Raw genomic sequence first — 14,319 nt, 5'->3', positions numbered from 1 at the left:
TACGGCTCAGGCATACAACTATGAAAATCGTAATCGCGCCAGACTCTTATAAAGAAAGCCTGTCTGCCACCGAGGTGGCGCAGGCGATAGAAAAAGGATTTCGGGAAATTTTCCCCGACGCTCATTACGTGTCTGTTCCCGTTGCTGACGGCGGAGAAGGTACGGTTGAAGCGATGATCGCTGCGACGCAGGGCACCTGGCAGCAGGCTGTCGTCACCGGCCCGTTAGGGGAAAAGGTGAAGGCCAGTTGGGGGATCTCGGGCGACGGTACCACCGCGTTTATCGAGATGGCCGCCGCCAGCGGCCTGGTGCTTGTTCCTCCCGCGCAGCGTAACCCGCTGGTCACGACGTCGCGCGGGACGGGGGAGCTGATCCTCAGCGCGCTGGATAAAGGCGCGCGCAACATCATTATCGGTATCGGCGGGAGCGCAACCAACGATGGGGGCGCGGGTATGATGCAGGCGCTGGGCGCGAAGTTTACGGATGCGAACGGGACGGAGATCGGCTACGGCGGCGGCAGCCTGATGGCGCTTAACCGGATTGATATTTCCGATCTCGATCCGCGTCTTCAGGGATGCGCAATCCGCGTCGCCTGTGACGTGACGAATCCGCTGGTCGGTGAAAGCGGCGCGTCGCGTATCTTTGGCCCGCAAAAAGGCGCCACGGAGGAGATGATCCTCGAACTCGACGCCAATCTTAGCCACTACGCCGGGGTGATCAAAAAATCGCTGCGCATTGACGTCAACCGGGTTCCGGGGGCTGGCGCCGCGGGCGGCATGGGCGCGGCGCTGATGGCCTTCCTGGGCGCTGAGCTGAAAAGCGGCATCGAGATTGTCACTCAGGCGCTCAATCTTGAAGAACATATTCACGATTGCACGTGGGTGCTGACCGGGGAAGGGCGCATCGACAGCCAGAGCATTAATGGCAAAGTGCCCGTCGGCGTGGCGAGCGTCGCCAAAAAATACCATAAGCCGGTGATCGGGATTGCCGGAAGTCTGACGCAGGATGTGGGTGTGGTGCATCAGTACGGCATCGACGCGGTGTTCAGCGTACTGACCAGTATCGGTTCACTGGAAGAGGCGTTCCAGGGAGCATATGACAACATTTACCGCGCCTCGCGGAATATCGCGGCCACATTGCAGGTAGGCATGCGTAGCCAGGGGTGACAGCGGCGCGCAAACCCTCTATACTGCGCGCCGAAGCTGACCAGACAGTCGCCGCTTCGTCGTCGTCCCTTTCGGGGGAGACGGGCGGAGGGGAGGAAAGTCCGGGCTCCACAGGGCAGGGTGCCAGGTAACGCCTGGGGGGGAAACCCACGACCAGTGCAACAGAGAGCAAACCGCCGATGGCCCGCGCAAGCGGGATCAGGTAAGGGTGAAAGGGTGCGGTAAGAGCGCACCGCGCGGCTGGTAACAGTCCGTGGCACGGTAAACTCCACCCGGAGCAAGGCCAAATAGGGGTTCACATGGTACGGCCCGTACTGAACCCGGGTAGGCTGCTTGAGCCAGTGAGCGATTGCTGGCCTAGATGAATGACTGTCCACGACAGAACCCGGCTTATCGGTCAGCTTCAACTTCTTACGAAACCCCGCTTCGGCGGGGTTTTTGTTTTCTGAAGGTTGCAGGCCGGGTAAGCGAAGCGCCAAACGACATCAATTCTCAATTTTGCGACGCTAAGCACATTTCACTATTTGCCTGACTGTGCGTTCCTCTCATCTGCTGCGCATGATCGTAATCACAAAATTTAACGCTATAAAATTAGAAAATTTTAGTGTTGATAAGATGTTGTAAATGTTTAGTCAGTGATGCCGAATGTTATTCATTTGATAATTTAATATTGAATCTAAAAACATTCTTCTGGTGAATGTGTGATATATCCCACTCTTTAACCGGAAAGTGAATAAATATTCCTGGTAAAGTTGATAAACCACAAAAATGTTTTAAAGGAATAATGGTGTTTTATTAACCTTTAATTGCCTGAAAGATAGCCTTTATTAATATTTTTAAGGCAAAAAAATTCACGCTGGTTATTGCCATAAAATAAATTTATTACCGCGTTTTTTATTGATCAATATCAGCGTAAATGTGTATTTTTATTGTAATAAGCATTTGATTTATAAAGACATAAATAGATTTTGGGTGCGGTTGAAAACAGAGCGTCCTGGCAAATTGTGAGTAACAGCACATACCCCCTGAAACAATATTGGGTAGAATCCGCTGCGTCATAGGGAAATAAGCGCAGAATATTATGAATACTATTATTCTACCGAAAACACAGCACCTCGTGGTATTTCAGGAAGTCATCAAAAGTGGCTCCATAGGTTCTGCTGCAAGACAACTGGGGCTGACGCAACCTGCCGTCAGCAAAATCATCAGCGACATCGAATCCTACTTTGGGGTGGAAGTGATGGTGCGTAAGAACACCGGCGTAAAACTCACTGCCGCCGGTCAGGTGCTGCTGTCCTACGCTGAGTCGATCACCCGCGAAATGAAAAACATGGTGAGCGAGATTAACAGCCTCAGTTTCAGTACCGTCATGGACGTCTCTTTTGGCTATCCGTCGCTGATTGGCTTCACCTTCCTGTCCGGGATGATCAAAAAATTCAAGGAAGTGTTCCCGAAAGCGCGCGTCTCAATGTATGAAGCGCAGCTCTCTTCATTCCTGCCCGCCATTCGCGATGGCCGGCTGGATTTCGCCATCGGCACGCTGAGCGACGGGATGCAGCTTCAGGATCTTCACGTTGAGCCACTGTTTGAATCCGAGTTTGTGCTGGTGGCGAGTAAATCACGAACGTGCACCGGCCCGACCAGACTGGCATCGCTCACGCACGAGCAGTGGGTGATGCCGCAAACCGATATGGGCTACTACAACGAACTCCTGACCACCCTGCAAGACAACCACATCAGCATTGAAAACATCGTCCAGACCGATTCCGTCGTCACCATCTATAACCTTGTCCTCAATGCCGATTACCTGACGGTGATCCCCCGTGACATGATTGCGCCATTCGGCTCGGACCAGTTTATTGTTCTGCCGGTGGAAGATGAATTACCCGTGGCGCGTTATGCCGCCGTGTGGTCAAAAAATTACAGTATTAAAAAATCGGCGTCAGTATTAGTTGAACTGGCAAAACAATATTCGTCGATGAATATCGAAAAACGACGATAGAAATAATGATGATTTAAAACACCCGGAGCGACGCTTTTTAACGCTCTGATACCCTGACTTTGCCTGAAAACAATGAATTATTATAACGAGGATATTATGCACATTACTTACGATCTCCCGGTGACCATTGAAGATATTCAGGACGCCAGAAAAAGACTGGCGGGAAAGATCTATAAAACCGGTATGCCGCGCTCGAATTATCTGAGCGAACGGTGTAAGGGTGAGATATTCCTGAAATTTGAAAATATGCAGCGTACCGGTTCGTTTAAAATACGTGGGGCTTTTAATAAATTAAGCTCGCTGACCGATGCGGAAAAACGCAAGGGCGTGGTGGCCTGTTCCGCAGGGAACCACGCGCAGGGGGTCTCTCTCTCCTGCGCCATGCTCGGCATCGACGGCAAAGTGGTCATGCCGATGGGCGCGCCGAAATCCAAGGTTGCCGCCACGCGCGACTACTCTGCCGAAGTGGTGCTGCACGGCGAGAACTTTAACGACACCATCGCCAAAGTGAGCGAAATCGTCGAGATGGAAGGGCGCATTTTTATCCCGCCTTACGACGATCCGAAAGTCATTGCCGGCCAGGGCACCATCGGCCTGGAAATCCTCGAAGATTTATATGACGTGGATAACGTGATTGTCCCCATCGGCGGCGGCGGTTTAATTGCCGGTATTGCGACAGCAATTAAATCCATCAACCCAACTATCAATATTATCGGCGTGCAGTCTGAAAATGTGCACGGAATGGCGGCATCGTATCAGGCCGGAGAAATAACCAGTCATCGTATTACCGGCACATTAGCTGACGGCTGCGACGTGTCTCGCCCAGGTAATTTAACCTTCGAAATTGTTCGTGAATTAGTCGATGACATTGTGCTGGTCAGCGAAGACGAGATTCGCAACAGCATGATCGCGCTTATTCAGCGAAATAAGGTGGTCACGGAAGGTGCCGGTGCGCTGGCGTGCGCGGCGTTATTAAGCGGCAAGCTGGACCACTATATTCAGGGCCGAAAAACCGTCTGCATTATTTCCGGCGGCAATATCGATCTCTCCCGTGTTTCCCAAATTACCGGCTTCGTTGACGCATAAAGGATGACTTATGAGCAACACAGAAAGCATTATCGTTGGCCAGACAAAAACGTCCACCTGGCGTAAATCGGATACCACCTGGACGCTCGGCCTGTTTGGTACCGCCATTGGCGCAGGCGTGCTGTTCTTCCCTATCCGTGCAGGCTTTGGCGGCCTGATCCCTATCCTGCTGATGCTGGTACTCGCGTTCCCGATTGCGTTTTACTGCCACCGCGCGCTGGCGCGTCTGTGTTTGTCCGGCAGTAACGTCTCCGGCAACATCACCGAAACGGTGGAGGAGCATTTTGGTAAGACCGGAGGGGTGGTGATCACCTTCCTCTACTTCTTTGCCATTTGCCCGCTGCTGTGGATTTACGGCGTCACCATTACCAACACCTTTATGACCTTCTGGGAAAACCAGCTCCAGATGCCCGCCCTGAACCGCGGCGTGGTGGCGCTATTCCTGCTGCTGCTGATGGCTTTTGTTATCTGGTTCGGTAAAGACCTGATGGTGAAAGTGATGAGCTACCTTGTGTTCCCGTTCATCGCCAGCCTGGTGTTGATTTCTCTCTCGCTGATCCCGTACTGGAACTCGGCGGTGATCGACCAGGTTAACCTGAGCGATATCGCCTTCACCGGTCATGACGGCATTCTGGTCACGGTGTGGCTGGGGATCTCCATCATGGTCTTCTCCTTCAACTTCTCGCCTATCGTCTCCTCGTTTGTGGTCTCCAAACGCGAAGAGTACGAACCAGAGTTCGGGAAAGAGTTTACCGAGCAGAAATGTTCCAAAATCATTGGTCGCGCCAGCCTGCTGATGGTGGCGGTGGTGATGTTCTTCGCCTTTAGCTGCCTGTTTACGCTCTCTCCGCAGAACATGGCGGACGCCAAAGCGCAGAACATTCCGGTGCTCTCTTACCTGGCGAACCACTTCGCGTCGATGTCAGGCAGTAAATCCACGTTCGCCACGGTGCTGGAATACGGCGCCTCCATCATCGCGCTGGTCGCTATCTTTAAATCCTTCTTCGGCCACTATCTGGGCACGCTGGAGGGGCTAAACGGTCTGATCCTCAAGTTCGGTTACAAGGGCGACAAGAAGAAAGTCTCCGTCGGCAAGCTGAACACCATCAGCATGGTCTTCATCATGGGCTCCACCTGGATTGTGGCCTACGCCAACCCGAACATCCTGGACCTTATTGAAGCCATGGGCGCGCCAATTATCGCCTCTCTGCTGTGCCTGCTGCCGATGTACGCCATCCGCAAGGCGCCTGCGCTGGCGAAATACAAAGGCCGGACCGAGAACATCTTCGTAACCGTGGTCGGCCTGCTGACCATTCTGAACATCGTGTACAAACTGTTTTAAACCAAAGCTCAGGAAGAGCGGAGCCATACCATGATTGAGTTTCCGGTAGTACTGGTCATTAACTGCGGATCGTCCTCTGTTAAGTTCTCGGTGCTGGACGCCGCAGGCTGCGATGCCCTGATGACGGGCATTGCGGACGGCATCAACACAGAAAAAGCCTTTATTTCCGTGAATGGGGGGGAGCCGGTCAGACTGGCTCACCAGGACTACGAAGGGGCGCTGGCCGCCATCGCCCTGGAGCTGGAGAAACGCAACCTGATGGGCAGCGTGGCCTTGATTGGCCATCGCATTGCCCACGGCGGCGACCTCTTCAGCGAGTCGACCCTGATCACGGAAGAGGTGATGGCGCAGATCCGCGAGGTCTCCCCGCTGGCGCCGCTGCATAACTACGCCAACCTGAGCGGCGTGGAAGCCGCCGGGCGCTTGTTCCCCGGCGTGCAGCAGGTGGCGGTATTTGATACCAGCTTCCACCAGACCATAGCGCCGCAGGCGTATCTGTACGGCTTGCCGTACCGCTATTTTGAAGAGCTGGGCGTGCGCCGCTACGGTTTCCACGGCACCTCTCACCGCTACGTGTCGGCGCAGGCGCACGCGCTGCTCGGGCTCTCTCCCGATGACAGCGGCCTGGTGATTGCCCATCTCGGCAACGGGGCGTCCATCTGCGCGGTGCGTAACGGCGTAAGCGTGGACACGTCCATGGGGATGACGCCGCTTGAAGGACTGGTGATGGGCACGCGCTGCGGCGACGTGGATTTTGGCGCGATGGCGTGGATTGCCCGGCAGACCGGCCAGTCGTTCGAGGATCTGGAGCGCGTGGTCAACAAAGAGTCCGGGCTGCTGGGGATCTCTGGCATCTCCTCCGATTTGCGCGCGCTGGAGAAAGCCTGGCATGACGGCAACGAGCGGGCGCGGCTGGCAATAAAGACCTTCGTCCACCGGATTGCGCGACATATCGCCGGTCATGCCGCGTCCCTGCACCGTCTGGATGGCGTGGTGTTTACCGGCGGGATCGGTGAGAACTCCGTGCTTATCCGCGCGCTGGTGGTGGACCACCTGAAGGTGTTTGGCATCATCCTCGACGAGTCCAAAAATGCCCTGCCGGGCAGCGCGGGCGAGCGCGTGATCTCCACCGAGTCGTCCCGCGCGGCCTGCGCGGTGATCCCTACCAATGAAGAAAAAATGATCGCACTGGACGCCCTCCGTCTTGGGAAGGTTACTCCGGCTGCGGCTTACGCCTGATAAAGCGAGAATCTGATGAAAGTAACAATCGATACGGGCGTCGCGCCTTACAGCGACGCATGGGCCGGCTTTCGCGGTGAAGAATGGAAAAACGCCATTAACGTGCGCGATTTTATTCAGCATAACTACACCCCTTATGAAGGCGATGAAGCTTTCCTCGCACAGGCGACGCCAGCAACGACGGCGCTGTGGCAGAAGGTGATGGTCGGCATTCGTCAGGAGAATGCTACTCACGCTCCGGTGGATTTTGACACCAACATCGCCACTACTATTACCGCGCACGGGCCGGGCTATATTGATCAGGAGCTGGAGACGATCGTTGGCCTGCAAACCGACAAGCCGCTCAAGCGCGCCCTGCATCCGTACGGCGGGATCAACATGATCCGCAGCTCGTTCGAAGCCTACGGTCGCGAGATGGATCCGCAGTTTGAATATCTCTTCACAGACCTGCGCAAAACCCACAACCAGGGCGTGTTTGACGTTTACTCCCCGGAGATGATGCGCTGCCGCAAATCGGGGGTGCTGACCGGTCTGCCGGACGGCTACGGGCGCGGACGCATCATCGGCGACTACCGTCGCGTGGCGCTGTACGGCATCAGCTATCTGGTGCGCGAGCGTGAACTTCAGTTCGCCGATCTCCAGGGGAAACTGGAGCGCGGAGAAGATCTGGAGGCCACGATCCGCCTGCGCGAGGAGCTGGCGGAGCATAAACGTGCGTTGCTCCAGATCCAGCAGATGGCGGCGAACTATGGCTTTGATATTTCACGTCCGGCGATGAATGCGCAGGAAGCGGTGCAGTGGGTCTACTTTGCCTACCTTGCCGCAGTGAAATCCCAGAACGGCGGGGCGATGTCGCTGGGGCGCACGGCCTCGTTCCTCGATATCTACATTGAACGCGACATGCAGGCAGGAAGGCTGAATGAGGTGCAGGCCCAGGAGCTGATCGACCACTTCATCATGAAGATCCGCATGGTACGCTTCCTGCGCACGCCGGAGTTCGACACGCTCTTCTCCGGCGATCCGATCTGGGCCACGGAAGTGATTGGCGGCATGGGGCTGGATGGCCGTACGCTGGTGACCAAAAACAGCTTCCGCTACCTGCATACCCTGCACACCATGGGGCCTGCGCCGGAGCCAAACCTGACGATCCTCTGGTCCGAACAACTGCCGATCGCGTTCAAGAAATACGCCGCGCAGGTGTCGATCGTCACCTCCTCGCTGCAATACGAGAACGACGATCTGATGCGCGCCGACTTCAACAGCGACGACTACGCCATTGCCTGCTGCGTCAGCCCGATGGTGATCGGCAAGCAGATGCAGTTCTTCGGCGCACGCGCCAACCTCGCCAAAACGCTGCTGTACGCAATCAACGGCGGGGTGGATGAGAAGCTGAAGATCCAGGTGGGGCCTAAAACCGAGCCGCTGCTGAATGAGGTACTGGATTACGACACCGTGATGGCGAGCCTCGATCACTTCATGGACTGGCTGGCGGTGCAGTACATCAGCGCGCTGAATCTCATTCACTACATGCATGATAAATACAGCTACGAAGCCTCGCTGATGGCGCTGCACGATCGGGACGTCTACCGCACCATGGCCTGCGGCATTGCCGGGCTGTCGGTGGCGGCGGATTCCCTGTCGGCCATCAAATACGCCACGGTAAAACCGGTGCGCGACCACACCGGTCTGGCGGTCGATTTCGTCATCGAAGGCGACTATCCGCAGTACGGCAACAACGACGATCGCGTGGACAGTATCGCCTGCGATCTGGTTGAGCGCTTTATGAAGAAAATCCAGGCGCTGCCGACGTACCGCAACGCGGTACCGACGCAGTCGATCCTGACCATCACCTCCAACGTGGTTTACGGACAGAAGACCGGCAACACGCCGGACGGACGTCGCGGCGGCACGCCGTTTGCGCCTGGCGCCAACCCGATGCACGGGCGCGACAGAAAAGGGGCGGTGGCGTCGTTAACCTCGGTCGCCAAGCTGCCGTTCACCTACGCCAAAGACGGGATCTCCTACACCTTCTCCATCGTGCCGCAGGCACTGGGCAAGGACGAGCCGGTGCGCAAAACCAACCTTGTCGGGCTGCTGGACGGATACTTCCACCACGAAGCGACCATTGAGGGCGGGCAACACCTGAACGTCAACGTGATGAACCGGGAGATGCTGCTGGATGCCGTCGCCCATCCGGAGAACTATCCGAACCTGACGATCCGCGTTTCAGGTTATGCGGTGCGGTTTAACGCCCTGACGCGCGAGCAGCAGCAGGACGTGATTTCGAGGACGTTTACGCAGGCGATGTAATACAGGCTTCATCTTCAGCCTCCTCAAATGGGGAGGCTTTTAATTTTGTGAACGCCGTCAATTTTAGAAAACTTACTCTCCTTTCTGCTATCCCGAAGTAATATTATTCTCTCGCTTTAGGAAATCCCTATAAAAGTTGTGACTTTTTTCTCCCGCGCTCCGGATATGATCTTCCCATATCAATAACTCACACCTGCACCCTCTGACTTGCAATCGCTGGCGATCGGAACCTTATAAAAACAACCAGTTACCCTACAAAATAAGCGAGTGCCCAATGAATATGGCAACAAACAGCAGTGTGATTGTGAGTGATTCCCCTGCGGCAAGGCGGGCGGGAATGAGCGAAAGCGAATGGCGAGAGGCGATCAAATTCGACAGCACCGATACGGGCTGGGTCATCATGAGTATCGGGATGGCTATCGGCGCGGGCATCGTTTTTCTTCCGGTGCAGGTCGGGTTAATGGGGCTGTGGGTGTTTTTACTCTCGTCGATAATTGGTTATCCGGCTATGTACCTGTTCCAGCGCCTGTTTATTAATACGCTGGCGGAATCACCGGAATGCAAAGATTACCCGAGCGTCATTAGCGGTTATTTAGGTAAAAACTGGGGCATCTTATTGGGTGCGCTTTATTTTGTGATGCTGGTGATCTGGATGTTTGTCTATTCCACGGCTATCACCAACGACAGCGCATCCTACCTACACACCTTCGGCGTAACCGACGGTTTGCTGTCGGAAAATCCGTTCTACGGCTTATTCCTGATCTGCATTCTGGTCGCCATTTCGTCGCGCGGTGAAAAACTGCTGTTTAAAGTCTCCAGCCTGATGGTGCTGACCAAATTATTTGTGGTGGCGGCGCTGGGGCTTTCGATGATTGGCCTCTGGCATTTAGCCAACGTCGGTATGCTGCCGCCGATGGGCCTGCTGATTAAAAATGCCATTATTACGCTGCCTTTCACCTTAACCTCCATTCTGTTTATTCAGACATTAAGCCCGATGGTGATTTCCTATCGTTCACGGGAAAAATCCGTTGAGGTGGCGCGTCATAAAGCGCTGCGGGCAATGAATATCGCCTTTGGCGTGCTGTTTGTGACGGTCTTTTTCTACGCGGTCTCCTTTACGCTGGCGATGGGGCACGACGAGGCGGTAAAAGCCTACGAGCAGAATATTTCCGCCCTGGCAATCGCAGCACAGTTCATCAGCGGTGACGGTGCGGGCTGGGTCAAAATCGTCAGCGTGATCCTCAACATTTTTGCCGTGATGACCGCGTTCTTTGGCGTCTATCTCGGCTTTCGTGAGGCGACGCAGGGCATCGTGATGAACATCCTGCGCCGCAAAATGCCGGCGGAGAAAATCAATGAAAGCACCGTCCAGCGCGGGATTATGCTGTTCGCTATCCTGCTGGCCTGGAGCGCGATTGTGTTAAACGCGCCGGTGCTGAGCTTCACCTCCATCTGTAGCCCTATTTTCGGGATGGTGGGTTGCTTAATTCCGGCGTGGCTGGTCTACAAAGTGCCCGCACTTCATAAATATAAAGGCGTATCGCTGGTGATTATTGTGATTACCGGGCTGCTGCTTTGTGTTTCTCCTTTCCTCGCCTTCTCATGAGGTTAAATAAGGTCGTAACGATGTCTGAGCAAATTAATCCTTTATGGAACCATTTTATTCGCGCTGTGCAGGAAGAGGTAAAGCCTGCGCTGGGCTGTACCGAACCCGTCTCGCTGGCGCTGGCGTGCGCGATGGCTGCCGGACAGCTTGACGGTGAGGTGACGCGTATCGAGGCGTGGGTATCGCCGAACCTGATGAAAAACGGGCTTGGCGTAACGGTGCCCGGCACCGGTATGGTCGGTTTACCCATCGCGGCCGCGCTGGGGGCGACAGGCGGTAATGCACACGCCGGGCTGGAGGTGTTGAAAGACGCGTCGGCCGAGGCGCTAACGCGCGCCAAAGCACTGCTGAACGCGGGTCTGGTGCAGGTGAAATTGCAGGAGCCGTGCGAGGAGATCCTCTATTCACGCGCCTGCGTTTACGTCGGTGAATCCTCGGCGACGGTGACCATCGCTGGCGGGCACACTCGCGTGGTGGAGGTAGTTTGTCAGGGCGAAACACGCTTCAGGCTTGACGATCGTCAGAGCCAGAACAACGACGATCCGCTGGCGGTACTCTCGACCACCACGCTGTCGCAGATCCTTGAGTTTGTAGAGCAGGTGCCGTTCGACGCGATCCGCTTTATCCTCGATGCGGGGCGGCTGAACGATGCGCTCTCCCGCGAAGGTTTGCGTGGCAACTGGGGGCTGCATATTGGCGCGACGCTCAATAAACAGCGCGCACGCGGCTGGATGGCGCAGGATCTGGGTTCAGACATTATTATCCGCACCAGCGCAGCCTCGGATGCCCGCATGGGAGGCGCGACGCTGCCGGCGATGAGCAACTCGGGTTCCGGGAATCAGGGCATCACCGCCACCATGCCGGTAGTGGTGGTGGCTGAGCACGTTCAGGCCGATGACGAACGGCTGGCGCGGGCGCTGATGCTCTCGCATCTGTCGGCTATCTATATCCACTACCAGCTTCCGCGCTTGTCCGCGTTGTGCGCGGCGACAACGGCCGGAATGGGGGCAGCGGCGGGGATGGCGTGGCTGATGGGCGGTTCTTACCAGACCATTGCCATGGCGATCGGCAGTATGATCGGCGACGTGAGCGGGATGATCTGCGATGGGGCTTCTAACAGCTGCGCAATGAAGGTCTCGACCAGCGTTACCAGCGCCTGGAAAGCCGTGATGATGGCGCTGGATGATACTGCCGTGACGGGTAACGAGGGGATTGTGGCGCACGACGTGGAACAGTCTATCTCTAACCTGTGCGCCCTGGCGTGCCGCGCAATGCAGGCGACGGACCGGCAGATCATTGAAATTATGGCGAGTAAGGTGTTGTGATTTAATCCAACCCGTTACCCCTGACTCTAACCCTCTCCCATAGGGAGAGGGAACCGATCGAGCGAGGGGGCGTGTTGATCTTAAACCGGCAAATCAATCAGCAGCGCGCGCAGCGGCGTATCGGCAACCAGAGTGATATTCGCTTCGTCACGAATAAACGCCCCGTCACCGCAGGTGAGCGCTTCTTTCTCTTCCGTATGCGTGACCGCATGCACCGTTCCGTGAATGGACTGCAAATAGGCACGCGGGCCATGAAGCTGGAAGCTCGCCTGTTCACCTTTTTTCAGTTCGATATGGTGCAACCACACCTGCTGGCGCAACTGCAAGCTGCCTTTGCTGCCGTCTGGCGAGGCAATCAGCTGCTGTTTACCGCCCTTCAGATCGATTTTTTGCACCAGCGGATTTTCCCGCTCCGGACAGGCATCCAGCCACAACTGCATGCGGGTCAGCGTTTTATCTTTGCTGAGGTTATGCTCGCTGTAGCTAATACCTGGCTGCGTGGAAATTAACAGCGCCTCGCCAGCCTTCGCCTGGACATGATTGCCCTCGCTATCGCGGTATTCTGCCTCGCCTTCCAGGATCAGGTTCAGGATATCGACTTTAGGGTACGTGCGCGGCTGGAAGGACGCGCCCGGGGCGAGCACTTCCTGATTCAATACGCGCAGTGAAGCGTAACCGAGGAGTTTAGGGTCAAAGTAGTGTCCAAAGGAAAAGGTGTAGCGGGCCTGCAACCAACCGAAATCGGCTTGTCCGCACTGTTTCGCTGTTCTTGTCGTAATCATAAACTTGACCTCTCTTTACACTAAATCAATGGTAAAGGTATGGACGCTGCATTGTTAGCCAGATATTCTGCCTGGTATGTTCAAATTTCCTGAATGAGAACGAGATGGCTAAAGAGAGAGCATTGACGCTTGAGGCGCTTCGCGTCATGGACGCGATTGACAGGCGCGGCAGCTTTGCCGCGGCGGCAGATGAACTGGGGCGCGTTCCGTCTGCCCTGAGCTACACCATGCAAAAGCTGGAAGAGGAGCTGGATGTTGTGCTCTTCGATCGCTCCGGTCATCGAACAAAATTCACCAACGTTGGGCGGATGCTGCTGGAGCGCGGCCGCGTATTGCTGGAAGCGGCGGATAAGCTGACGACGGATGCCGAAGCGCTGGCCCGCGGCTGGGAAACCCATCTGACGCTGGTGACCGAAGCGCTGGTGCCCACCGAGGCGCTGTTCCCGCTGGTGGACAGACTGGCCGCGAAAGCCAATACCCAGTTGTCGATCATCACTGAGGTGCTGGCCGGGGCGTGGGAGCGTCTTGAGACGGGCAGGGCGGATATCGTGATTGCGCCGGACATGCATTTCCGCTCATCGTCAGAAATCAATTCGCGCAAACTGTACAGCGTGATGAACGTCTACGTCGCCGCCCCGGATCACCCGATCCATCAGGAGCCGGAGCCGCTCTCTGAGGTCACGCGCGTGAAATACCGCGGTGTGGCGGTCGCGGATACCGCCCGAGAGCGCCCGGTGTTAACGGTACAGTTGCTGGATAAACAGCCGCGACTGACGGTAACGTCGCTGGAAGATAAGCGACAGGCACTCCTGGCGGGGCTGGGCGTGGCGACTATGCCGTATCCGTTTGTCGAAAAGGACATTGCAGAAGGGCGGCTGCGCGTCGTCAGCCCGGAATACACCAGCGAAGTGGATATCATTATGGCGTGGCGTCGCGACAGCATGGGCGAAGCCAAATCGTGGTGTTTGCGTGAAATTCCCAGGCTCTTTGCCCACCACAACAAATAAGCGTAGGCCCGGTAAGCGTATGCGCCACCGGGCAGAATTTACGCGCTTGCCTTAGGATCCGGACCAAAGCGGTTTTCGCCCGGCGTTCCGCTCTGACAGTTGAAAATCAAAATCACGATCCAGCCGATAAGCGGGATCAACAGCAACAGCAGCCACCACGCCGAACGATCTGTGTCGTGGAGACGACGAAACAGTACGGCCCATGAAGGCAGCAGAACTAACACACCATAAATGGTGGTGAGAATGCCTTCACCCCCCTCGCGTTCCCAGCCGAGGATCTTGTCCACAATGCCCAGCACCATAATCAGGACGAAGTTCACCAGAACGAACATCCAGTACTCTTTACGGCGGGCACGGCCACCAAATCCAACGTAGTTGCGCAGTACTTTTAAATACCAGTCCATTTTTCCTTGCCTCTTAATCAGTCAATCACTTGTTTTCTAAGCGATCGAGG

11 protein-coding genes and 1 other RNA gene are annotated in these 14,319 nt (G+C 55.8%); 10 read left to right on the top strand and 2 right to left on the bottom strand.

The genetic code is table 11. The features are described from left to right. The first annotated feature begins 20 nt into the window (after positions 1-20). From garK to ACQG1Y_RS20520, 9 genes are all read left to right on the top strand, one after another. Positions 21-1,166: a glycerate 2-kinase gene (gene garK / locus ACQG1Y_RS20560; RefSeq protein WP_032672038.1), complete on the top strand. Its 1,146-nt coding sequence runs from the start codon at positions 21-23 to the stop codon at positions 1,164-1,166. A gap of 32 nt (positions 1,167-1,198) precedes the next feature. Then, positions 1,199-1,575, top strand: an RNA gene (gene rnpB / locus ACQG1Y_RS20555) — RNase P RNA component class A. Between the two features lie 672 nt (positions 1,576-2,247). Then, positions 2,248-3,168 carry a transcriptional regulator TdcA gene (gene tdcA / locus ACQG1Y_RS20550; RefSeq protein ID WP_006812085.1) on the top strand — a complete coding sequence of 307 codons (921 nt, stop codon included), beginning with the start codon at positions 2,248-2,250 and terminating at the stop codon, positions 3,166-3,168. 96 nt (positions 3,169-3,264) lie between these two features. Then, on the top strand, positions 3,265-4,254 hold the full coding sequence (gene tdcB, locus ACQG1Y_RS20545) for a bifunctional threonine ammonia-lyase/L-serine ammonia-lyase TdcB (protein WP_032655731.1): 990 nt from the start codon (positions 3,265-3,267) through the stop codon (positions 4,252-4,254). A gap of 10 nt (positions 4,255-4,264) precedes the next feature. Beyond that, complete coding sequence (gene tdcC, locus ACQG1Y_RS20540; protein WP_006812083.1) at positions 4,265-5,596, top strand: threonine/serine transporter TdcC; 1,332 nt, start codon at positions 4,265-4,267, stop codon at positions 5,594-5,596. Positions 5,597-5,626: 30 nt separating this feature from the next. After that, a complete protein-coding gene (gene tdcD, locus ACQG1Y_RS20535; RefSeq protein WP_234095089.1) occupies positions 5,627-6,835 on the top strand; it encodes a propionate kinase in 1,209 nt (402 codons plus the stop codon). Between the two features lie 15 nt (positions 6,836-6,850). Continuing rightward, a complete protein-coding gene (pflB, locus tag ACQG1Y_RS20530) occupies positions 6,851-9,145 on the top strand; it encodes a formate C-acetyltransferase (RefSeq protein ID WP_033487675.1) in 2,295 nt (764 codons plus the stop codon). A gap of 274 nt (positions 9,146-9,419) precedes the next feature. After that, complete coding sequence (locus tag ACQG1Y_RS20525) at positions 9,420-10,751, top strand: amino acid permease (RefSeq protein ID WP_017693942.1); 1,332 nt, start codon at positions 9,420-9,422, stop codon at positions 10,749-10,751. A 20-nt stretch (positions 10,752-10,771) separates the two neighbouring features. Then, positions 10,772-12,076: a serine dehydratase subunit alpha family protein gene (locus ACQG1Y_RS20520; RefSeq protein WP_149500418.1), complete on the top strand. Its 1,305-nt coding sequence runs from the start codon at positions 10,772-10,774 to the stop codon at positions 12,074-12,076. Positions 12,077-12,156: 80 nt separating this feature from the next. Here ACQG1Y_RS20520 and ACQG1Y_RS20515 read toward each other — a convergent pair whose 3' ends face one another. Next, entirely contained in the window at positions 12,157-12,858 is a 702-nt protein-coding gene (locus tag ACQG1Y_RS20515; protein WP_017382430.1) for a pirin family protein, read from the bottom strand. A gap of 104 nt (positions 12,859-12,962) precedes the next feature. Here ACQG1Y_RS20515 and yhaJ point away from each other — a divergent pair, with 104 nt between their 5' ends. Further along, entirely contained in the window at positions 12,963-13,865 is a 903-nt protein-coding gene (gene yhaJ, locus ACQG1Y_RS20510) for a DNA-binding transcriptional regulator YhaJ (protein WP_045911536.1), read from the top strand. A gap of 38 nt (positions 13,866-13,903) precedes the next feature. Here yhaJ and ACQG1Y_RS20505 read toward each other — a convergent pair whose 3' ends face one another. Beyond that, complete coding sequence (locus tag ACQG1Y_RS20505) at positions 13,904-14,269, bottom strand: DUF805 domain-containing protein (RefSeq protein WP_015571946.1); 366 nt, start codon at positions 14,267-14,269, stop codon at positions 13,904-13,906. Between the last annotated feature and the right edge of the window lie 50 nt (positions 14,270-14,319).

This window comes from Enterobacter cloacae complex sp. 397G4 (assembly GCF_050031515.1).
GTDB lineage: Bacteria > Pseudomonadota > Gammaproteobacteria > Enterobacterales > Enterobacteriaceae > Enterobacter > Enterobacter hormaechei_C.
Note: the sequence above shows the minus strand (reverse complement) of the source record. Positions and strands in the feature narration are given on the sequence as shown.